20 protein-coding genes are annotated in these 19,393 nt (G+C 70.2%); 6 read left to right on the top strand and 14 right to left on the bottom strand.

Translation table 11 applies throughout. The features are described 5' to 3' along the window. Positions 1–60: 60 nt before the first annotated feature. Positions 61–1,047: a hypothetical protein gene (locus tag ACQPWU_RS39650; RefSeq protein ID WP_433430811.1), complete on the top strand. Its 987-nt coding sequence runs from the start codon at positions 61–63 to the stop codon at positions 1,045–1,047. Here ACQPWU_RS39650 and ACQPWU_RS39645 read toward each other — a convergent pair. The 3 genes from ACQPWU_RS39645 to ACQPWU_RS39635 are packed head-to-tail and all read right to left on the bottom strand — an operon-like array spanning position 989 to position 3,408. Further along, positions 989–1,618 (bottom strand): DUF998 domain-containing protein, encoded by a 630-nt coding sequence (locus ACQPWU_RS39645; RefSeq protein ID WP_433430810.1) that lies wholly within the window; start codon positions 1,616–1,618, stop codon positions 989–991. The two genes, ACQPWU_RS39650 and ACQPWU_RS39645, sit on opposite strands and share 59 nt — an antisense overlap. A gap of 27 nt (positions 1,619–1,645) precedes the next feature. Beyond that, entirely contained in the window at positions 1,646–1,993 is a 348-nt protein-coding gene (locus ACQPWU_RS39640; RefSeq protein WP_433430809.1) for a nuclear transport factor 2 family protein, read from the bottom strand. After that, positions 1,990–3,408 (bottom strand): MFS transporter, encoded by a 1,419-nt coding sequence (locus ACQPWU_RS39635; protein ID WP_433430808.1) that lies wholly within the window; start codon positions 3,406–3,408, stop codon positions 1,990–1,992. Before ACQPWU_RS39635 ends, ACQPWU_RS39640 begins: the two co-directional genes overlap by 4 nt. 99 nt (positions 3,409–3,507) lie before the next feature. Here ACQPWU_RS39635 and ACQPWU_RS39630 point away from each other — a divergent pair, with 99 nt between their 5' ends. Beyond that, positions 3,508–4,218 (top strand): TetR/AcrR family transcriptional regulator, encoded by a 711-nt coding sequence (locus ACQPWU_RS39630; RefSeq protein WP_433430807.1) that lies wholly within the window; start codon positions 3,508–3,510, stop codon positions 4,216–4,218. Positions 4,219–4,236: 18 nt separating this feature from the next. On the opposite strand, the gene ACQPWU_RS39625 is transcribed toward ACQPWU_RS39630, so the two are convergent. The 3 genes from ACQPWU_RS39625 to ACQPWU_RS39615 all read right to left on the bottom strand — a co-directional run bounded on the left by ACQPWU_RS39625 (position 4,237) and on the right by ACQPWU_RS39615 (position 6,145). Further along, positions 4,237–4,497 (bottom strand): hypothetical protein, encoded by a 261-nt coding sequence (locus ACQPWU_RS39625; protein WP_433430806.1) that lies wholly within the window; start codon positions 4,495–4,497, stop codon positions 4,237–4,239. Between the two features lie 43 nt (positions 4,498–4,540). Beyond that, the gene (locus ACQPWU_RS39620; RefSeq protein WP_433430805.1) at positions 4,541–5,443 is read right to left on the bottom strand and encodes an alpha/beta hydrolase; all 903 of its coding nucleotides are present in this window, start codon (positions 5,441–5,443) and stop codon (positions 4,541–4,543) included. A gap of 90 nt (positions 5,444–5,533) precedes the next feature. Next, positions 5,534–6,145, bottom strand: a complete 612-nt coding sequence (locus ACQPWU_RS39615) for a GNAT family N-acetyltransferase (RefSeq protein WP_433430804.1) — start codon at positions 6,143–6,145, stop codon at positions 5,534–5,536. Positions 6,146–6,282: 137 nt separating this feature from the next. On the opposite strand from ACQPWU_RS39615, the gene ACQPWU_RS39610 reads away from it, so the two are divergent. Beyond that, entirely contained in the window at positions 6,283–7,248 is a 966-nt protein-coding gene (locus ACQPWU_RS39610; protein ID WP_433430803.1) for a GntR family transcriptional regulator, read from the top strand. A gap of 112 nt (positions 7,249–7,360) precedes the next feature. After that, positions 7,361–8,251: a hypothetical protein gene (locus tag ACQPWU_RS39605; protein WP_433430802.1), complete on the top strand. Its 891-nt coding sequence runs from the start codon at positions 7,361–7,363 to the stop codon at positions 8,249–8,251. Between the two features lie 374 nt (positions 8,252–8,625). Here ACQPWU_RS39605 and ACQPWU_RS39600 read toward each other — a convergent pair whose 3' ends face one another. Genes ACQPWU_RS39600 through ACQPWU_RS39585 form a run of 4 tightly spaced genes read right to left on the bottom strand, consistent with a single transcriptional unit; the run spans position 8,626 to position 12,362 of the window. Next, positions 8,626–9,213 carry a GTP-binding protein gene (locus tag ACQPWU_RS39600; RefSeq protein ID WP_433430801.1) on the bottom strand — a complete coding sequence of 196 codons (588 nt, stop codon included), beginning with the start codon at positions 9,211–9,213 and terminating at the stop codon, positions 8,626–8,628. After that, on the bottom strand, positions 9,194–9,571 hold the full coding sequence (locus tag ACQPWU_RS39595) for a DUF742 domain-containing protein (protein WP_433430800.1): 378 nt from the start codon (positions 9,569–9,571) through the stop codon (positions 9,194–9,196). The genes ACQPWU_RS39600 and ACQPWU_RS39595 overlap by 20 nt, the downstream gene beginning before the upstream one ends. Then, complete coding sequence (locus ACQPWU_RS39590) at positions 9,568–9,987, bottom strand: roadblock/LC7 domain-containing protein (RefSeq protein ID WP_433430799.1); 420 nt, start codon at positions 9,985–9,987, stop codon at positions 9,568–9,570. Before ACQPWU_RS39590 ends, ACQPWU_RS39595 begins: the two co-directional genes overlap by 4 nt. Then, on the bottom strand, positions 9,984–12,362 hold the full coding sequence (locus ACQPWU_RS39585; RefSeq protein WP_433430798.1) for a nitrate- and nitrite sensing domain-containing protein: 2,379 nt from the start codon (positions 12,360–12,362) through the stop codon (positions 9,984–9,986). The genes ACQPWU_RS39590 and ACQPWU_RS39585 overlap by 4 nt, the downstream gene beginning before the upstream one ends. Before the next feature lie 189 nt (positions 12,363–12,551). On the opposite strand from ACQPWU_RS39585, the gene ACQPWU_RS39580 reads away from it, so the two are divergent. After that, positions 12,552–13,586, top strand: coding sequence for a terpene synthase family protein (locus ACQPWU_RS39580; protein WP_433430797.1), 1,035 nt, complete (start codon positions 12,552–12,554; stop codon positions 13,584–13,586). On the opposite strand, the gene ACQPWU_RS39575 is transcribed toward ACQPWU_RS39580, so the two are convergent. Both ACQPWU_RS39575 and ACQPWU_RS39570 read right to left on the bottom strand, forming a co-directional pair. Beyond that, a complete protein-coding gene (locus ACQPWU_RS39575) occupies positions 13,583–15,151 on the bottom strand; it encodes a prenyltransferase/squalene oxidase repeat-containing protein (protein ID WP_433430796.1) in 1,569 nt (522 codons plus the stop codon). The genes ACQPWU_RS39580 and ACQPWU_RS39575 overlap by 4 nt on opposite strands. Further along, positions 15,148–16,527 (bottom strand): cytochrome P450, encoded by a 1,380-nt coding sequence (locus ACQPWU_RS39570; protein ID WP_433430795.1) that lies wholly within the window; start codon positions 16,525–16,527, stop codon positions 15,148–15,150. Before ACQPWU_RS39570 ends, ACQPWU_RS39575 begins: the two co-directional genes overlap by 4 nt. A 272-nt stretch (positions 16,528–16,799) precedes the next feature. On the opposite strand from ACQPWU_RS39570, the gene ACQPWU_RS39565 reads away from it, so the two are divergent. Beyond that, complete coding sequence (locus ACQPWU_RS39565) at positions 16,800–17,810, top strand: polyprenyl synthetase family protein (RefSeq protein ID WP_433430794.1); 1,011 nt, start codon at positions 16,800–16,802, stop codon at positions 17,808–17,810. A gap of 149 nt (positions 17,811–17,959) precedes the next feature. Here the strand turns inward: ACQPWU_RS39565 and ACQPWU_RS39560 are convergent, their stop codons facing one another. Both ACQPWU_RS39560 and ACQPWU_RS39555 read right to left on the bottom strand, forming a co-directional pair. Then, positions 17,960–18,889, bottom strand: a complete 930-nt coding sequence (locus ACQPWU_RS39560; RefSeq protein WP_433430793.1) for an aldo/keto reductase — start codon at positions 18,887–18,889, stop codon at positions 17,960–17,962. A 19-nt stretch (positions 18,890–18,908) separates the two neighbouring features. Then, the gene (locus ACQPWU_RS39555) at positions 18,909–19,313 is read right to left on the bottom strand and encodes a hypothetical protein (RefSeq protein ID WP_433430792.1); all 405 of its coding nucleotides are present in this window, start codon (positions 19,311–19,313) and stop codon (positions 18,909–18,911) included. Positions 19,314–19,393: the final 80 nt, after the last annotated feature.

Genomic DNA, 19,393 nt, shown 5'->3' with positions numbered 1-19,393 from the left:
CATCAGTTGTAAGTTTGCTCCTAGTGGTGTTATCTGGGAGTCGTGACAACAACTCACCAGATGCCCTTACGTGCCCGGGTGGCGCCCGCGATCGGCCTGTTCCTCCTGGCGCCGATGGACGCGGAGTTCCTGATGGGGAACATGGCGGTCACCAATGTCGCGGTGGTGCTCGGCACGATTCCCCTCTACGGAGCCGGCGCCCTGTTCATCCGCGAGGCGGCCCGGCGGACCGGGCGCGGCTGGCCGGCCATTCTGGCGTTCGGGCTGGCGTACGGCATGTTCGAGGAGGCGTTCCTCACCCAGACGCTCTGGGATGAGAACTGGGCGAACGTCCGCATCCTCGACTACGGCTACATGCCCGCGCTGGGGACGGCGCCGCCGTGGATCATGTTCATGGCGGGTGTGCACACCATCTGGAGCATCAGCGTGCCGATCGCGATCACGGAGACGCTCGCAGGCTCCCGCCGCACCACGCCGTGGCTGGGGAAGCGCGGTTTCCTGGCCGTGGGCGTGATCTTCGCGCTCTATTTCGCCGGCGGCGCCGCCGCCACCGCCGCCGGCAAAGGCCTGCTCACCGGCCCGGCCCAGTTCATCGGGGCGGCGGTGGTGGTCGCCGCGCTCGTCGTGCTCGGCCTGCGCCTGCGCCGCAGTGCCCCCACGGTCGAGGGCAGGGCGCCCGGCCCGTGGGCGGTGTTCGCCTTCGCCCTGGTGGCCGGTGCGATCTTCGTCCTCCTCTATGCGGTCGACCCCACCGGCCTGTCGCCGTGGCTGGCGATCCCCATCCCGGCCTGGGGCAGCGTGCTCATCTACCTGGCCCTGTTCGCCACGGTCGGCCTGCTGGTGAGGCGCTGGTCGCACCGCTCCAACTGGTCGGACGCGCACCGGCTGGCGCTCGCGGCAGGGGCCATGCTCACGTACGCGTGGCACTCGTTCCCGTGGAAGGTGATCGTGCCCGCGAGCCAGGCGGCCGACCTGACCAGCAACGCGATCATGACGGTCGGCGCGGTCGTCCTGCTCCTGATCGCGTCGCGTCGCGTCTCCGCGTGAGGAGCCGGAGCGCCATCAGGCCCAGCCAGGCCCACGCGATGGTCACCGCGGTCCGCTGGAAGAGCCCGCCGTAGGCGACCAGCGCGGGGTCCTGGCCGAAGGCCATCGTGGCGAGCACGATCCCGCCCGTGAACCCGACCGCGCAGGCGCTCGAGTACGCCGCCCATCCGCGCTCCCGTTCCCGTAAGAACCTGACGGCGAACACCACGCAGGCCGCGGGCAGCGCCACGAATCCCACCAGCGAGAGGAGATCGTGCAACGCCGCATGCACGCTGCCGTACTCGTCCAGCCGTTCTGGAGTCCCCGGCGGACAGCCGCTCACCGGGTCGGTGGTGAACACCCCGGCGCAGATCAGCATGACGCCCCAGACCCCCACCAGGATCGGTCCCCAGACCGTCGCCGCGGGCTGAGGGGATGCTTTGAGCGCCCGCCGCAGCCCGGCGGCGAGGGCGACCGTCAGGAGGCCGGCCACGACGAAGTTGACCGCCTGCACCCAGCCGGACCCACCCAGCGCGAGTGAGCTGACCGGGTGCCGCAGGGGGTCGTAATGGGGGCGGCACAGTGCTGTCAATCTAGCCTGACAGGCTGGACCCGGGATCTAGTCGAAGAACCCGACCACGCGCCGGATGCGGTCGCCCTCGAACTCCACGACGTCGTAGCCGGTGGCCACGGGCGTGTCCGAGCCCGGCGCCCCCAGCCTCCAGGTGAACAGCGCCGTGTCGTGGTGGGCGCCGATCAGCGTGCCGAGGCTGAACACCAGGTCGCCGAAGTTCTCCTGAGCCCGGCCGATCGCCTCGGACAGCTCGGCGTGACCCCGCAGCCCGGCGTAGTCGGGGTCGGAGTAGACCGAGTCGTCGGTCAGCACGGCCTTGATGAGGACGTCGCGGGCGGCGGCGTCCCGCTCGTTCCAGACGTCGAGGTACTTGCCGATGAGGTCGTTGATCATGAGATGGTTCCTTCCTTGGCTGGTTTGAGTACGAGGGCGATGAGGCCGCCCACGGCGGTGACGGCCGCGGCCGCCCAACCGGCCGCATGCAGCCCGCCGAGCACCTCGGAGGCCGTGCCGGTGGCCTGGCCTGCGGTGGCGACGGCGACGAAGATCGCCAGCCCCATCGCGCCGCCGACCTCCTTGGCCGTGCTGGCCAGCCCGGACGCCACGCCCTGCTGCTCGGGCGCCACCCCGGCGCCGGCCGAGGCGAACAGCGAGACGAAGGCCACGCCGCCGAAGAATCCCCAGATGACGCTGCCGGGCAGCAGGGTCCAGAACCCGCCGTCGATGGGCGTTCCGGCGGTGAGCACGCCGATCCCGGCTCCGGCGCCGATCATCCCGACGCTGAGACTCGTACGGACTCCCCACCTGCCGAGCAGCACCGGCGTGACTTTCAGCGCGGTGGCCATGCAGACGAGGGTGAGCGGCAGGAACGTCAGCCCCGCCGCCAGGGCGCTGTAGCCGAGGACCGGCTGCAGGTACGAGGTGATCACGTAGTAGCCGCCGCCCAGCGTGCCCTGGAAAATGGCGATCACGACCATCGTCGTGGCCAGACTCCGCCGGCCGAGCAGCCGCAGCGGGATCAGCGGATCCCGGGTACGCGACTCGACCAGCAGCAGCAACCCCAGCAGCGCGACACCGGCGACCAGTGCACCGGCGCCGCGTACCGATCCCCATCCCGCCTCCGGCCCGCTCGCCAGGCCGAACACGAGCAGCGTCGAACCCGCCGTGGCCAGCAGCGCCCCCGGCACGTCGAACCCGCCGGGCCTGGACGTGTCTCCGGGGTCGGAGCGAAGCAGGCGGGGCGCCGCCGCGGCGGCGCCGATGGCCAGCGGGACGTTCACGAAGAACACCCACTCCCAGCCCAGGTAGTTGGTCAGCACGCCGCCCAGCAGCGATCCGGCGGCCAGTCCCGCGCTTCCCGCCATGCCCCAGGCGCCCAGCGCCCGGTTGCGCGCGGCCCCCTCCTCGAAGCCGCGGTAGATCAACGCGAGCGTGGCCGGAGTGAGCAGCGCCCCGCCCGCGCCCTGGACGGCACGGGCCACGATCAACGCCGTTGACCCCGTGGCCAGGCCGCCCGCCAGCGAGGCCACGGCGTACAGCGAGAGGCCGAGGACGAACATGCGCCGCGCGCCCAGCTTGTCAACGGCCCGGCCGCCGAGCAGCAGCAGCCCGCCGAGCCCGATGGCGTACGCGCTCACCACCCACTGCACGGACCGCGTGCTGAAGCCCAGGGCCGCTCCGATGTCGGGGAGCGCCACGTAAACGATGTTGTAGTCAAGAGCCACGATGAGCTGGGTGAACGCCAGGAGCGCCAACCTGAGCCCGGAACGGCCCACGTCGGTCGGCGCACGAGAGGCGGCAAGCGTCACGGGAGGTCTCCTCAGGGGATTCTTATACGGCGAATGGTTTGTACACGCCGTTCAGTCTCTGCACGCAGAACAGTAGCCCAACTCTGTAGACTGTCAAGGGTGGGCGATCAGACGATGAGCAGGCGCGACCGGCTGCGCGCGGAGACCACGGCGGAGATCAAGGCGATCGCGCTCAAACTCATGGCCGCCGGCGGCCCCGACGCCATCTCGCTACGCGCCATCGCCCGCGAGATGGGCATGACCGCCGGCGCGATCTACAGCTACTACGCGACCCGGGACGACCTGGTCACCACGCTCATCGCCGACCTCTACACCGCGCTCGTGGAGGCCGCGGAGGCCGCCCGCGACGCCGTGCCCGCCGACGATCCGGGCGGCCGCATCCTGGCCTGGGCCGAGACCGTACGGGAGTGGGCCCTGGCAAACCCGGAGGGTTTCCGCCTGATCTACGGCGACGCGGTCCCCGGCTACCAGCCCCCGGCGGACGGCCCGGCGAAGGAGGCCGAGCACCGTGCCTGCCGGGGGCTCACCGGCCTGGTCGCGGCGGCCTGGCGCGGGCCGGGCAAGGGCGAGTACGGCTGGTCCGACTTCGACCCGGGGCTGGCGGAGGACATCCAGGCCACGTTCCCGGGCCTGCCGCCGGACGCGGTGGCGCTCACTGTCCGGGTGTGGGGCCGCATGCACGGCCTGGTCGCCCTGGAGATCTACGGCCACCTGCGCACGCTCACCCATGAACCCACGGGGATCTACCGCGACGAGATGATCGCCCTGATCACATCCCTCGGCTTGACGCCTGGCCGCGACTCGAGCTGAGGACCGAGGGCCCGGCCGTCACGACCCCTTCGCGGGATCCGCGCCCTCGGCCTCGGACAAGTGCGTGAGCACGATCTCGGCGATCGTCCCCAGCGTCTGGATCTGCTCGGGGGAGAGCAGGTCGATGAAGTGGCGGCGGACGGATCCGACGTGTGCGGGTGCGGCCTCCTGGATGGCGCGCGGGCCGCCCTCCGTCAGCACGATCATCGCCCCTCGGGCGTCGCCCTCGAACTCCTCCCGCCCGCCCGCGATGGTGTGCGGGAGCGGGTCCTGTCCCACCTCGTCCCCATGACCGACCCTGCAAGGGCCGTGGCGCGCCGGGTCAGCGGCCGGCGAGCTCGGAGAAGATCTCCACCAGTTCGGGCCGGTCGAACGGGCCGACATGGGGCGCCGCGACGCTTCGCACGTCAGTCAGGTTGTCCGGAGTGAGGCGGTCGGCCTCGTCGATGAACCGGTCCTGCAGCGCCGGCGGAATCAGCCGGTCGAGGGTGAAGCGCACATACGTCCGGGGAATCCGGCCCCAGGTCTGCGCTTCTCCCCGGGCTTCAGCCAACGGAATGCCGGCGGGCTCGTCCGGCTCGAGGTCATGGAGCAGCCGGGTCACCGCCTCGTCGGTGAAGTCGCCGGCGAGGCACTCCTTGATGCCGGCGATCACCGACGGGTCGGCCGTACGCCAGTTGACCCGGCTCACTCCCAGGACCGCCGGATCCGCGACCAGCGCCTGGGTCACCAGCGGCAGCAGGGTGTCGCTGTTCTCCGGCGTGGTCTGATAAGCGGTGATGCTCGGCAGGTCCACGCAGCAGTACGCCGCGACATAGACCACCCGATCGAGCAGGTCGGGGATGGCGTTGCCGACCCTGCTCACGGTGACGCCGCCCTGGCTGGCGCCGACAAGGATCACGGGCCCGTGGCGGCGGGCGCGGCGCACCACCTCCACAGTGCGCTCGACATAGTCGTCGAGGGTGAACTTGGCGTTCGGCGACGGTTCGGTTGCCAGCGCCTCGAGGTCCTGCGGGGCCTGGTACGCACGGGGGATGAACGCCTCGTGGCCGTGTCCCGGAAGGTCGACGGACACGCCCCGGTGCCCGCGCAGGGTGAGTTCGTTGATCAACCCCGACCACATCCACGACGGGGCGTTGGTGCCGTGGATGAACACCAGGGTCGGCGGCCGCCGGTCACCGTGATCGGCGGCGGCGGTCGTCTCAGCTTCATAGTTCGTTGTCATCGTCGTTCTCCTTTGCTCGTCGGGTTCTGCCGGTTGAGTGAGGGTGGCTGGATGGGCGGTGCCAGTCGGCGCGTTGCCGTGCGCCGGCGGTCAACGGCGCGGTTGGCGCCACATCGGCCACAGGAGCGGGCTGTCCGCCACGCGAACCGGTTCGCCGAGATCCTCGAATCCGTGCCGCTGGTAGAGCGCGCGACTCCGGGGTGAACTCGCCTCCAGGTACGCGGCGAGCCCGTCGGCGTCCGCTCGCTCCAGCCGGTGCCGCAACATCGCCGAGCCGAGCCCGGCGCCCTGCCGCCCGCCGAGCACCCCCATGCACGGGAGATAGAGGTGCGCTTCGCGATCGGGGTGTCGTTGGGCCAGCGCCTGGCCCAGGGCCGTCAACCGCGCGCCGTTCTCACCGAAGACCGTGCTCTGGCCCGCCTCGGGCGTGTCCGGGTGCTCCTCGTGGGGCGCCTGGCCCGCGGCCAGCGTCATCCACACCGACGCGCCCTCGCGACGGCCGGCCAGGTACGCCTCGGCGGCGGGATGGGCGAGCAGGCGGCGGTAGAAGTGCCTCTGGAGAAGACCTCGTTCGCCCGCCTTGGGGAAGAGCCAGCAGACGAGGGGATCGTTCATGAACGCCTCGGTGAGGACGTCCAACACCGCCTGCCGGTCCGCGTCATCCGCCCGCCGCAAGGATGCGTACGGTGTATCTAGTGTCATGCGTACAGAGTATCGACATCGTCGACCGATTGGCGTCTATGTCGTTATATGAGCGGACAAAGTGAACTAGTACTGTAGCAATTGAACTAGTACACTTGCGACAGGAAGGCGACCTCACCGATGGATCGGGGGCTCCCATGTCGTCGTCAACGCAGCGGCCGGATCCGCCGTACCGGCAGATCGTCGCGGAGATCCGCGCCCGGATCCTGGCCGGCGACCTGCGGCCCGGCGATCGGATGCCGTCCATCCGGCAGATCGCCCAGCGATGGGGCGTCGCGATCGCGACCGCGACCAAAGTGATGGCGACTCTCCGCGACGACGGGCTGGTCGAAGCGAAGGTCGGTTCCGGCACGGTGGTCAGCGCGCGCACGAGCAGGCAACAGCAGGCCGCCCGGAGCGCGTCACCGGGCCCGCGTCACGCCGGCGTCCCCAAGCGGGCACTGAACCGGCAGCACGTTCTCCGCACCGCCATCGCGATCGCCGACATCGAGGGGCTCGACGCCGTGTCCATGCGGCGACTCGCGGCCGAACTCGGCGTCGGTCCGATGTCGCTGTACCGGCACGTGGCCAACAAGGACGAACTGGTGACGCAGATGGTCGACGAAGCCTTCGGCGAACCGGAGCTCCCCATCCCCGGGCCGGACGGGTGGCGAGCCAAGCTCGAACTGATCTCCCGCCGGCAGTGGCAGCTGGGACGGCGACACCCCTGGCTGCCCAGGGCCATCTCCTTCACGCGCCCTTTGCTCGTGCCCAACATGATGGCCCACACCGAATGGACCCTGCGCGCACTCGACGGGCTTGGCCTGTCCATGACGACACGCATTCGAGAGGCGCTCACGCTGCACGCACTGGTCGTCACCGTTGCTCTGTCCATGGCCGATGAGATCGAAGCTGAGCAGGAGACCGGTATTACTCTCGACCGGTGGTGGCTCGCGCAACGGAAACGCGCCGACGAACTCCTCAGCAGCGGACGATTTCCCCTGCTGGCCGCGATCCCAGAAGAAGCGGTGTCGGACCTGGACGGACTCTTCGAATACAGCCTCGCACGCCATCTCGATGGTTTCGCCGCCCTGGTCGAGGACCAAGCCCGAACGCCGTCATGAGGCGCCGCCGACCCCGCGGCCCTGCTGCTCGAACCGCCGGTCGGCTCCCGGGAGCCGACCATCTCCGCAGCCGCCGCGCATTCTCAACACTTTGCGTGTTCGTTGTGTGACAATGAGTGTCATGCCGTCCCCCCGACATGACGCCCTCGTCGGGCTGTTCCGCGACCGCCCCGAACTGGCGGTGGAGGTCCTGCGCGACCTCCTGGGCGTGGATCTGCCCGCCACTCCGCTGATCTCGCTGGAGAGCACCACCTTCAACACCCGCCGCTCCGACGACATCGAGGCCGACCTGGTTCTCGCCATGGGGCCACCGCAAGAGCCCGCGCACGCCATCATCGTGGAGATCCAGCACGACACATCCAAGGCACCCCGGCAGTTCGCCCGCTACGCCGCCGCGCTGTGGCTGCTGCTGGGCTGCGACGTCACGGTCCTGATAATCTGCCCCGACCGCGGGACCGCCACCCATTACGCCCAGCCGATCGATTCCGGGCTGACCGGCTATCGCCTGCAGGCCCAAGTGCTGGGACCGGACGGCATTCCGGCCATCACCGACCCGCAGGAGGCCGGTGCGCACCTGGAATTGATGGCCATGGCGGTCATGGTCCACGGCCGTGACCGCAAGGTGGTCGAAGCCTTCGCCACGGCGCTGTCCCAGCAGCGCGACGAACACGCTCCGAAGTACTATGAATACACCTACAGCATGTCCGCGCCCGAAGTGCGGCGCCTCCTGGAGGAGATCATGACGTCCACGGACTGGCCCGTCTACAGCCCCTTCGCCCGCGAACACTTCGGCCGCGGCCTCGCGGAAGGCAAAGCAGAGGGTAAGGCAGAAGGCAAGTCGGAAGAAGCAGTCAAAATGCTCCTGCTGGTGCTGGACGCCCGCGGTCTTGACGTCCCAGAAGACACGCGCGCCCGGATCACGGCCTGCAGCGATCTTGCCCAACTCGAAGCCTGGACCACCCGCGCGGTAACCGCCCGGACCCTCCAGGACCTGTTCAACTAAGCTGGCGGACAGCACCGTTAGAGGCAAAGCAAGGCCGGGGGCGGTTACGAGCCCGCGACGGCTGCGTACGGCGCGCTGCGCTATCACGTGCCCGATCCCGGGAACATCAGCTGAGAAGGCCGCCCGCGCCGTGCGGCCTTCTCGCTCCGGGAGTCGGGGGAAGCCTCGATCCCCGGGGCATACTCGTCCGAGCGCCAGCGAGAACCACTCGGGGCGGGCTCCAGCAGGCCCAGGCGGTAACCGGGCAACGGCCGGGCGTGGCGAGCAGGGGTTTCGGGGGGTCGAAGGGGGCGTGAGCCCCCTGGGAGGCACTGGCTGGAATCCCATGCGCGAAGCGCCCCCCGTGGAAGGCCTTGCTTCTTGCCCCCGAGACCCTAGCTACCGACTGGTTCGGCGCGGAGGCGGGCAGAGTGTTTGACCAAGCTGATCAACACTTCCCGGCTCGACTCCCGCTTCCGCGCGTCACACATGATGATGGGGATCGAGGGGTTGAGCTGCAGCGCCAGCCGTACCTCGTCCAGCTCGAACGTAGGCGCGTCCTCGAAGCAGTTGACCGCCACCACGAACGGCGTTCCCCGCCGCTCGAAATAGTCCACTGAGGGGAAGCAGTCCGCCAGCCGCCGGGTGTCCGCCAGGATGACGGCCCCCAGAGACCCCTCGGCCAGCTCGTCCCAGACGAACCAGAACCGCTCCTGCCCAGGCGTGCCGAACAGGTACAGGACGTAGTCGTTGCCCAGCGTGATCCGGCCGAAGTCCATCGCCACGGTGGTGGTGCGCTTGGCCTCCACCGACGTGAGGTCGTCCACGCCGATTCCGCGGTCGGTCAGGACCTCCTCGGTGCGCAGCGGCCGGGTCTCGGAGACCGCGCCCACCATCGTCGTCTTGCCCGCGCCGAAGCCGCCCGCGATCAGGATCTTGATCGCCGTCGGCAGGCGCGGACGCTCAGAGCGAGCGAAGACCATCGAGCACCGCCCTGTACATCTTCATGTCGTGCATGTCCACCTCGGATTGTGGTTCCTGGGCAGAGACGAGTTCGCGGTCGAACAAGTCGCCGAGCAGCACCCGGATCGTGCCGGCCGGTAGGTCGAGGTACGCGGCGATCTCGGCGACGGACTTGGGTTCGCGGCAGAGCTGGATGATCCGCAGGTGCTCCGGATCCAGCCCGGCGTCGGGGCCCGGTGGCGGGCCCACCGCGAGGGCCATCGAGATCAGGTCGAAGCGGCCGTGCGCGGGCTGCGTACGGCCACGGGTGACCACGTAGGGCCGGATGATCTCCGGATCGAGCCAGTGCTCGTCCGTCGGTTCGTCCGCGCCTCTCACCGGTCGCTCCCGGCGATGGCCTCGGCGTTGCGGGCACCCGAGGTGAGGTACTGGCCGACCCTGGCCACCAACATCGCCATCTCGTACGCGATCAGCCCGATGTCGGCGTCATGCGAGCACAGGACGGCCAGGCAGGCCCGCTCCCCGGCCGTGGTCACGATGAGGAACTGGTGCTTCCACTCCACGACCGTCTGCCGCACGGTGCCGCCGGAGATCTGGTCCGAGACGCCCTTCGCCAGGCTCTGCAGCCCGGAGGCGACGGCGGACAGGTGCTCGCCGTCGGTCCGCTGCAGCCCGGCGGACGAGGCCATCAGCAGGCCGTCGGACGACAGCACGATGGCGTGGTCGGCCTCCTTGATACGGCCGACGAGGTCGTCGAGCAGCCAGTTGAGATCGGTGCCGGCGGAGGGGGTCATGCCTCACCTCTCGACTGCTCGTCCAGCATCTTGGCGGCTTCGCTTCGGCCAAGACGCGTGCCTGACTGCAGAGATCCCATCATCGCGCGGATCTCCTCCGGCGAGCGCTCGTCATCGTCCTCCTCGAAGTCGGGCTGCGTGGGCGTGTCGTCCCGCAGCGCTGGCGCCAGGTTGGCCTGGGGCACCCGCAGGGGCAGCCCATTCGACGTGAACTCGGTCACAGGCTTCTGCTCCGGTTCGGCCGGCGTTTCCGGTTCTGTTGCCACAGAGGCAAGTGAGGGCGCGGGGGCCGGCGGGGCAGGGTCCGGGGGAGGCGTGGAGGCCGGCGGGGCAGGGTCCGGGGGAGGCGTGGGGGCAGGCTCGGGAGCGGGTGCCTGGCGCGCGGGCTTGAGCGTGCGTACGTTCTCCGCCGTGCCCGGCCGGATCGCGGTGGCCACGGCCGTCGTCCTGCGCGGCAGGCGCTCCCGCCGCTCGCCGTCCTGCGGTTCGGGCGTGGGGTCGAGCTGTACGAGCTCCTGCGGCAGCAGCACCACGACCGTCGTCCCGCCGTACGGCGACGCCTTGAGCACCACCTGGATCTCGTGGCGCTTGGCGAGCTGGCTGACCACGTAGAGGCCCAGCCGGGCGGTGCCGGTGATGCGGAACTCGGGCGGGTCCGCGATGCGCGCGTTGTTGGCCTCCAGGTCCTCGGCCTTCATGCCCAGGCCGCGGTCCTCGATCTCGATCACGTACCCGTTGGCCACGAGCTGGCCGCTGACCTGCACGTTCGTGTACGGAGGCGAGAACGACACGGCGTTCTCGATCAGCTCGGCGAGCAGGTGGATGACGTCACCGACCGCGCGGCCGACGAGCACGACGTCGCCCATCGGCATGAGCGTGACGCGGGTGTAGTCCTCGACCTCGGCCAGGGCGCCGCGGACGACGTCGACCATGGGGACCGAGCGGCGCCACGTACGGGCGGGGGCCGAGCCGGACAGGACGATGAGGTTCTCCGCGTTGCGCCGCATGCGGATGGCGAGGTGGTCGAGCCGGAAGAGCTCCTTCAGCTCCTCGGGGTCGGTCTCGCGGCGCTCCATCACGTCGAGCACGGTGAGCTGCCTGTGGACCAGGCCCTGCGTCCTGCGGGCCAGGCTGAGCAGGATGTCGCGGATGCTGCGGCGCAGCTCGGCCTGCTCGGCGGCGACGCTGATCGCGGTGCGCTGAACGGTGTTGAACGCCTGGCCCACCTGGCCGATCTCGTCGTCGCCGAAGTTCAGGTCCGGGGCCTCCTCGGCCAGGTCGACCTCCTCGCCACGGCCGATGCGCTCGACGACGCCGGGCAGCCGGTCGTCGGAGAGCTCGTGCGCGGCGTCGCGCAGCTTCTGCAGCTGGGCGAACAGGGCACGGGCCGTGGTGATGGACAGGATGATCGAGGCGATGACCGCGATGAGCCCGAGACCGCCCGCCAGGATCAGCCGGATGATCACGTTGACGGCGACCGGGACGGCCCGGTCGACCAGGCGGTCTCCCGCGGTGAGCACCAGGTTGTTCAGGTCGGCGAGAGCGCGGTCGGCCGTCGACTTCCACTGGTCGGCGCTGAACGGCAGGGTCCCGGCGTTCGGGTCCTGCTCGGAGACCAGCGTTTCCAGATTTTTGAGACGGGTGAACGACTGGCCGTTGACGAGCTTGTCGTAGTTGGTCCTCTCGGACGCGGGGAGCTCGGCCGCGGCCTGGTCGGAAAGGATGCGCCAGGCTCCCACGGTCTGCGTGAACTGCGCGTGCTCCACGGCGGTCAGCCGGCCCTCGGCGAGCGCGCCGGCGAGCAGCGCGTCTTCCCTGGTGATCACCTCTCGGGCCCGGCTCAGGGAGAGGAGCGTGCGGATGTCCTTGGCGAGAGTCTTGTCGTCGAGGGTCGCCAGCGAACCGTAGAGGCCGTAGACGGCGTCGATGACGTCGCCGTAGGTGCTCGTCGCCTGGAGCCGGTTCATCTGGCCCGCGTCGATGGCCTGCCGGGTCTGCTTGAGGGTGTCGAGCTGCCGGAGCACGTCGGAGAGCCGCTTGGCCCCCTCCTCGTCCAGAGCGAAGTCGACGAGGCTCGAGCTCGCTGACTCCTTGAACGTGGCGAGCATGCGGTCGGTCTGCTTGCGCTGGTTTTCCACGTCCTTGCGGGACCGGACGCCCGCGTTGCTCAGCTTGACGACCGAGACCCGGCGTTCCTTCTGGAGCTCGACCAGGAGCGGCTCGCTGGGTGAGATGATGCTGGAGTCGAGCTGGGAGACCCAGAGCAGGTTGACGCCCTCACGAAGCGTGACCCACGCAGCGAACGCCCACAGCGCCGCCAGGGAGAGAAGCAGAGCCGTGACTTTGGTCCGCAGTCGTGTATTGCGGAAGCCCATAGTACCTACCCTGTAAAAGTCATTTCGTGTGCCGACCACCAGGCCATGCAGTGGCATACCGGGGGCTGTCGATCAAGGAACTTTAGCGCAGCTCAAAGCGCCTCTCAAGCAACAGTAATCACTTTGCCTACAAATATCCCCTTTTTGACAACATTAGTCAAATATGCTCAAAGAGGATATCATTCCACAGTGAGCGACCCAGCCCTCTCTGGCTACTTCAGCATCAGTAATGACGTGGTGGATCGCCTGCTTCGCGGGTCGCACCAACTGGCCGGCGTTCCGGAGGAGGATCGCAGCGGCGTTCTCCGGGCCGCGCTGGAGGCGGTGCAGGAAGCCGCCGAGCTGGTGCGCCCTTACCCGCACCTGCTCGCCGACGGCGACAGCTCCGCCAGTCGGCTGGCGTTCAGCTGCCTGTCTGCCGCGGCGACGTTCCCGCAGGCGCGCCCGGACCAGATCGCCGATCTCGGGACGCTGATCGTGATCTTGTTCGGCTTCGACGACATCGCGGACAACATCGCAGGGCAGTGGTCCCATCACGACATCGCCGCATTTTTCGAGCAGCTCTGCCTGATCGTTTCCGGCGAACCGCCCCAGACCAGCGCTGAGGGCGCCCTCGGGCAGGGCCTGCACGTCTGGCAGGCGTGGTGCGACCGCTTCCGCGGGCACGAGGGTGCCGCGGTGCACGCGTCGACTCTGCGGGAGCAGCTCGAGCTGGCCGGCGCCGCCATGATCCGTGAGCGCAGGTGGGCGGCGGGTGAGGAGCCCTGGCCGTCGTACGAGGAGTACGTGGCCAACGGCAGCCTCACGATCCTCTACCCCACATGGTGGGCCGCCGCCCTGGCGATCTACGGTCCCGCTCCCGCCGCCGCCGAGCACTGGGGATCGACCGCCCGGATCACCGGACTCGGCGCGGCGTGCATGCGGCTCGTCAACGACGTCAGGACGTTCGAACGGGAGAAGAGCGAGGGCAAGCCGAGCTCCGTCCTCATCCTGGAACGCCAGGGCATGACCACGGAGGCGGCGGTCCAGCGGGTCTTCGCGCACTACGCCGAGCTCAACGCGGCATTCCTGGCCGCCATCGGGGAACTGCCCTCCCCGCTGGCGGGGGTCGGGGAGGGGCAGCGCAAGAACGTCGCGTTCAACGGTGGCTGGTACATGGCCAGGGACACGCATGCGTACACCGTTCAGGAGCTGGTCAGGGACGCGGACACGTACGCGGACTAGGACGGTGCACCCTCCGGCGGCCAGGGGCGTTCTCGCGCCCGCCGGGCGAGATGCGTCGCGGCGATCACTGCGGAGCGGGCCACGGCGAGCGGCACGTAGAGGTCCTTGTCGTGCCAGAGCGGAGGATGCTCCTTGCCGGCCGAGCGCGTCAGGTACTCCTCGCCCGCCGCCGCGGCGCGCAGCAGTCGCGGATCCGCCCGGTCCCCGGTCAGCAGCAGGACCTGCATCGCGTACGCGGTCTCCTCCGCGGTGCCCTCCCAGCGGCCCCAGGAGCCGTCCGGCCGCTGGGTGCCCAGCACCCACTCGACCGCGGCGCGCACCGGCTCATCCGATGCGGCCCCGCCGAAGGAGTCGAGCGCCAGGGCGCAGCTGACGGTGGCGTAGTAGGGCGAGGCGTGCCACCTGTCGGTCCAGCTCCCGTCCGGCTGCTGCCGCTCACGGACCCAGGCCGCCACCTCCGCGATGGTCTGCTCGTAGCGGGGTGCGGCGGCGGGCCTGCGGCGTACGTACTCGCCGAAGGCGTCCAGCACGTGCGCGTTGACGCTGACCGACGTGCCCTGCTCGCCGGGCCAGGTCGAGAAGTGGGTCCCGGAGCGGAAGCCCAACAGGCTGTCCGGCTCGTGCGGCGCCCCCAGCAGCGCCAGCGCGTACAGGGCCACGGAGGTCGTGTCGGCGTCGGCGGGCAGCCCCGGCCCCGCGGGCGTCCCGCTGGGCCCGATCGCCGTCCTGAGGTCCGCCAGCATCTCCGGCGGCACCTCGACGGTCACGCCCGCGCGGGCCAGCCAGCTCAGCACCCAGCCCCGCTCGAACACGGTGATGGGCAGCCCGACGGGCACCGGTCCGCCGTGGCGCCGGACGACCGCCTCCAGATGTTCGCGGGCCGGCCCGTCCGCGTCCCGCCCGGCCAGCCAGGCGGCGGTGGCCGCGGGTGACGCGCCGACGGTGCCGATGGCGTCCGGCCGGACGCTGGGCGCCCCGCCGGCCTGGTCGCCCGCGATCTCCAGAGCGTGGAGCAACTTCTCCGGGATCTCGCCTCCCGAGCCGATCCAGGAGGTGACCAGGTGGAGGCCGTCGTAGCTCATTCCCTCGGGCAAGGGCAGCGGTGCGTGGCCCGGCAGGTTCTGGAGGTGCCGGTTGATGAGGGCCACGAGCGAGGGCACGATGTGCTCGATCGCCGGCATGTCCGGCAGGTCGATCCGCCCGCCGCCCAGCCAGGCCGCGAGCAGGCGCAGTCCCCGTTCCGCCGCCTGGGCGAGGCGCTCGCGGTCCGTGCCCGGGTCCTCGCGCGTCAGCGCGGTCAGGATCGCCTCGGTGGCGCTCAGGGTCGGCACGAGACCGTACCCGTCCGGCGCGCCCCAGGCTCCGTCCGGACGCTGGGTGCCGATCAGGTAGTCGATCCGGTCCAGGTGACCTGTCAGCCAGGGGGCCAGCGCGACCACCCGGCCGGTCTCGTAGACCGACGGCGACACCTGTCCCCATGGCCGGAGCATGAGGCTCTCGATCAGTTCGCCCGCGTGTGTGGCGAGGTCGGCCGCCGCCTCGGCGGTGATGCCTGCGTGGCTCATGTCTGCGGGTTCCGCTCGATCGGGACCAGCCGCAGCATGATCTGCTGCTTCGGCCGTGCTGACGCTCCCGGCAGAGCGGTGAGCGGCTGGGGGTTGGTCTGCACCAGCCGGTACTTGCTCAGCAGGTTGGCGATGACCAGCGGGGCCTCGATGCGGAACAGGTTCTGGCCGAGGCACGAGTGCGGGCCCGCGCCGAAGGGGAAGAACGCGTAGCGATGCCTGGGCGTGGCGCCGTCGCCGGCCCAGCGCCCGGGATCGAACTCCAGGGGCCGATCCCAGAACTCCGGCAGGCGGTGGGTGGTGTACGGGCTGATCAGGACCTGCGAGCCGGCCTTGATCCGGACGCCGCCGATCTCCGTGTCCGCAACCGCCTGGCGGGGGATGAGCCAGCCCGCCGGATACAGCCGTAACAGCTCCTGCAGGACGGTGTGGAGGTAGCTGAGCCGGGGCACGTGCTCAGGCCGTACCGGGTCCTGGCCCACCACGTGGTCGATCTCCTCATGGAGCCGGGCGCTGACGTCGGGATGATCGTTCAGCACCGCCCACAGCCAGGTCAGCGACATCGCCGTGGTCTCGGTGGCCGTGGCGTACATGCTCACCAGGTCGTCGCGGACCTGCTCCAGATCCACCCTGCCGTCCTGCTGCTCCCTGGCCGTGAGCAGCACCGCGATCAGGTCGGCCTTGCCGCTGCGCGCGCCCTCGCGGCGCGCCTGCTCGATGAGGGGATAGACGATCTCGTCGATGTTGTTCGTGGCTCTCATGTACGCGCGATCGCCGGGAACCCTGATCGAGTACGGAATGAAGGGAAAGAGCAGCCGGAAGGCGATCGACGTGGCGCAGGTGGCGAACTCCGGCGCCAGCCGCTCGGCGGTGTCGCGCGAGATGCGGCCACCGAAGAGGACCTTGACGATGGCCTGGTTGACGATCGCCGTCATCTGGTCGGCGGCGTCGATCGGCTGGCCCGTCCACGCGTGCACGTCGAGCTCGAGGACGCGCTCGGCGATGGCGTCGGCCATGTCCTCGGCCAGGGTGGCCGTGTACTTGGCGGTGAAGAGCGGCTGGAGGATCTTCCTGGCGTCCGTCCACTCCGCGCCCTCGCGCAGGATGCCCTTGCCGGTCAGGCGCCGTACGGGCCGCCAGAACATGCCCTCGCGCGCGAAGTTGTTCCACTCCGCGGTGAGCACCTGCTGGACGTGGTCGGGGTGTGAGACGAGATAGGGGCGGAAGGGGCCGAGGTCGACCCGGACGACCTGTCCCGCGGCCTCCGCGCCCATCCTGGCCAGCTCGGCGACCGGGTCTTTCAGCAACCGGGGGATGGCCCGGTAAAAGGGGACGACTTGGGGGCTGATCACGGAGGTTTCCGTGGCGTACGACATGGCGGCGATCCCCGATCCGAATGCGATATACGACTAAGAGCTAGCTATGCGGCATTTATTATGCTTGTGGAAATTTGTCCGCTTTGTCGTATTTTGGAAGAGGTGGTGGCGGCCCTCCCGGTGGGGCGGAGTTCATCGCCACGAGTACTCCCTCCATCGCGTACGGTGTCCGTCTCACGTCACGGACATTTCCTGACAAATGTCAATTGATGGGTGGAGTATCACATGCTTATGCATGTAGATTCAAGATCGTACCGGGGTAGGAGCACCGTTTGAATCTCAGCCATCCCTTGGGGGGCGACGCCATGGCCCGCTTCCGGGGCCTGCTCGAACCGGCTCTCCGCGAGGCGGTCTCGGCCCTGCACCCGTGGGGCGCCCGGATGGCCGCGTTCGCTCTGGGCTGGTCGGATGCGGACGGCCGGCCACACAACGGCGACGGCGGCAAGGGCGTGCGGCCGGCCATCCTCATGCTCAGTGCCGAGGCCGTCGGCGGCACGGCCGAGTCCGCGCTGCCCGGGGCGGTGGCGGTGGAGCTGGTGCACGCTTTCTCGCTGGTGCACGACGACATCATCGATCATGACGAGCGGCGGCGGCACCGGGAGGCCCTCTGGAAGGCCTACGGCGTGGGCCCGGCGCTCCTGGCCGGCGACGCGCTCCTCGCGCTGGCCATCAACCAGCTCGCCGGGTCGCCTGAGGCGATGAAGTACCTGTCGGCGGCGCTGATCGAGCTCGTCAACGGACAGACCGCGGACATGGCCTTCGAGAACCGGCCCTGGCGCGGGCCCAACGCGGTCACCATCTCCGAGTACACGGCGATGGCCGCGGGCAAGACCGGCGGCCTGCTGGGCGCCGCCGCGGCCGCGGGGGTCTCCCTGGGGGGCGCGCCGGAGCTCGCCGGCAGCATGTGGGAGATGGGGCTGGACCTGGGGGTGGCCTTCCAGATCGCGGACGACATGCTGGGCATCTGGGGCGACCCGCGCATGACGGGCAAGCCCGTGTACTCCGACTTGCGGCGCGACAAGAAGACTTTTCCCATCCTCGCCGCCCTCGCCAACGACCACCCCGCCGCCCGCGAGTTCTCCGCCCTCCTGTCGGCCGGTGTCTCGGGCGAGGACTCGCTACGCCACGCCGCCCGCCTGGTGGAGCAGGCCGGCGGCCGCGCCGCCGCCCAGGCCCAGGCCGACCGGCACCTCGCTTCGGCGCTGGCGGTCATGGACGAATGCCTGCCGGGCGCGACGGACCTGCGCGCCCTCTGCGCCTCGCTGGTGAACCGCGCCCACTGACCTCCCCACCCGCCCCGGCACCTGCCTGTGTGCGCATCCTCCATGCGCGTGCGGGCCCGCCGCGCCCCTGGGGATCGCTCCAGACGCCTCCGTGGCGCTTCATCGGGCGGGCCCCGTACGGAGTGGGCGCGGCGGACGCCGTACGCGCGTCAGGGGCGGGAGGCCTCGTCCAGGAGGGTCAGCTCTTCCTCGCTCAGCGTCAGCTCCGCGGCCGCCAGCAGGGGCTGCAGCTGGGCCACGTCCCTGGCGCTGGCGATCGGCGCCGCGATCGTGGGCTGGGCGGCGAGCCAGGCGAGCGCCACCGTGGCCGGAGCCACCGCGCGCTCGGCCGCCACCTTGGTCAGCGCGTCCAGGGCCCGGCGCCCGTGCTCCTTCTGCAGGTACTCGGCCGCCACCCCCGCCCGAGGGCTGTCGATCGTCACACCCGGCGCGTACTTGCCGGTCAGGAACCCGCGCGCCAGCCCGAAGTACGGCGTGCTGGACAGCCCCTCCCGGGCCACCACGTCCCGCAGTTCGCTCTCGTAACCGCGCTCGACCAGGTTGTACTGCTGCTGCAGGGCCACATAGCGAGCCAGCCCCTCCTCGTCGGAGGTCTTGAGCGCCTCCGCCAGCCGGTCCGCCCCGTAGTTGGACGCCCCGGCGTACCGGATCTTGCCCTCGCGGATCAGCGCGTCGAAGGTCGCCAGCGACTCCACCAGCGGCGTGTCGTGGTCGTCCACGTGCGCCCAGTAGAGGTCGATGTAGTCGGTACGGAGCCGGCGCAGCGAGTCCTCGACCGCCGTCCGGATGGTCGCGGGGGCCAACCCCTTCAGCCCCTCCAGCATGCCCACCTTGGTGGCGAGCACGATCGAGTCGCGGTTGTGGCGGGTGTGCAGCCACTCGCCGATGATCATCTCCGAGGTGGACTCGCCGGTCACCCAGTACGGGTAGACGTCGGCGGTGTCGAGGAAGTTGCCGCCGCCCTCGACGTACGCGTTCAGGACCGCGAACGCGGACTCCTTGTCAGCCGTCCAGCCGAAGACATTCGTACCGAGCGATATCGGGAAAACGGACAGGTCCGTCGTGCCTACTGATCTCATTACGCCATTATCGGCACCCTCACTGCGCAGGCCCGATGCCACCCCCTCGCTCAGCGATGGGGTGGACGACAGGTCGAGGCCACGTCCGGAGCCCTGCCGAGCGACCTGCCCGCGACTCCCTCGTACGCCGGCTCGCCACGGTAGGCGGCGGCGACGACGCTGCCCAGAACGGCCACGCCGAGCGCCCCCGCCCTTCGCGGCCGGCGTACCCGACATGACCACGGCCGAGACCAGCGCCGTTCCCCGCGCTGACCAGCGTCGGCGCGCCCGCGATCGGTCCCAGCGGGCTCGGCGTCAGGTAGAGCAGCAGGAGCCCCGGCCCGGTCACCGCCAGGCCGCCCGCCGGCACCGTACGCACGCCGATCCGCGCGGCCGGCACCGGAGCCGGCGGTGAGGCGACGAGCGCGGCGGGCAGCAGTCGCACGCCCGTCTCCAGCGGCGAGTAGCAGCGGGGCGTGGCGCAACGAGGTCGGACAGGCAGGGCCGGGCACGGGGGTCTCGCCT

The sequence above is a fragment of the Nonomuraea sp. CA-141351 genome (assembly GCF_050944675.1).
Lineage (GTDB): Bacteria > Actinomycetota > Actinomycetes > Streptosporangiales > Streptosporangiaceae > Nonomuraea.
The sequence above is the reverse complement of the archived record's forward strand: the minus strand, read 5'-3'. Positions and strand labels throughout refer to the sequence as shown.

Excerpts from the sequence above, each read along its gene's own strand:
- ACQPWU_RS39640 (WP_433430809.1), bottom strand. The coding sequence starts at position 1,993 with ATGATCAACGACCTCATCGGCAAGTACCTCGACGTCTGGAACGAGCGG.
- ACQPWU_RS39560 (WP_433430793.1), bottom strand. The coding sequence starts at position 18,889 with ATGAGATCAGTAGGCACGACGGACCTGTCCGTTTTCCCGATATCGCTC.
- ACQPWU_RS39575 (WP_433430796.1), bottom strand. The coding sequence starts at position 15,151 with ATGAGCCACGCAGGCATCACCGCCGAGGCGGCGGCCGACCTCGCCACA.
- ACQPWU_RS39620 (WP_433430805.1), bottom strand. The coding sequence starts at position 5,443 with ATGACAACGAACTATGAAGCTGAGACGACCGCCGCCGCCGATCACGGT.
- ACQPWU_RS39615 (WP_433430804.1), bottom strand. The coding sequence starts at position 6,145 with ATGACACTAGATACACCGTACGCATCCTTGCGGCGGGCGGATGACGCG.
- ACQPWU_RS39605 (WP_433430802.1), top strand. The coding sequence starts at position 7,361 with ATGAGTGTCATGCCGTCCCCCCGACATGACGCCCTCGTCGGGCTGTTC.
- ACQPWU_RS39570 (WP_433430795.1), bottom strand. The coding sequence starts at position 16,527 with ATGTCGTACGCCACGGAAACCTCCGTGATCAGCCCCCAAGTCGTCCCC.
- ACQPWU_RS39610 (WP_433430803.1), top strand. The coding sequence starts at position 6,283 with ATGTCGTCGTCAACGCAGCGGCCGGATCCGCCGTACCGGCAGATCGTC.
- ACQPWU_RS39585 (WP_433430798.1), bottom strand. The coding sequence starts at position 12,362 with ATGGGCTTCCGCAATACACGACTGCGGACCAAAGTCACGGCTCTGCTT.
- ACQPWU_RS39600 (WP_433430801.1), bottom strand. The coding sequence starts at position 9,213 with ATGGTCTTCGCTCGCTCTGAGCGTCCGCGCCTGCCGACGGCGATCAAG.
- ACQPWU_RS39590 (WP_433430799.1), bottom strand. The coding sequence starts at position 9,987 with ATGACCCCCTCCGCCGGCACCGATCTCAACTGGCTGCTCGACGACCTC.
- ACQPWU_RS39650 (WP_433430811.1), top strand. The coding sequence starts at position 61 with ATGCCCTTACGTGCCCGGGTGGCGCCCGCGATCGGCCTGTTCCTCCTG.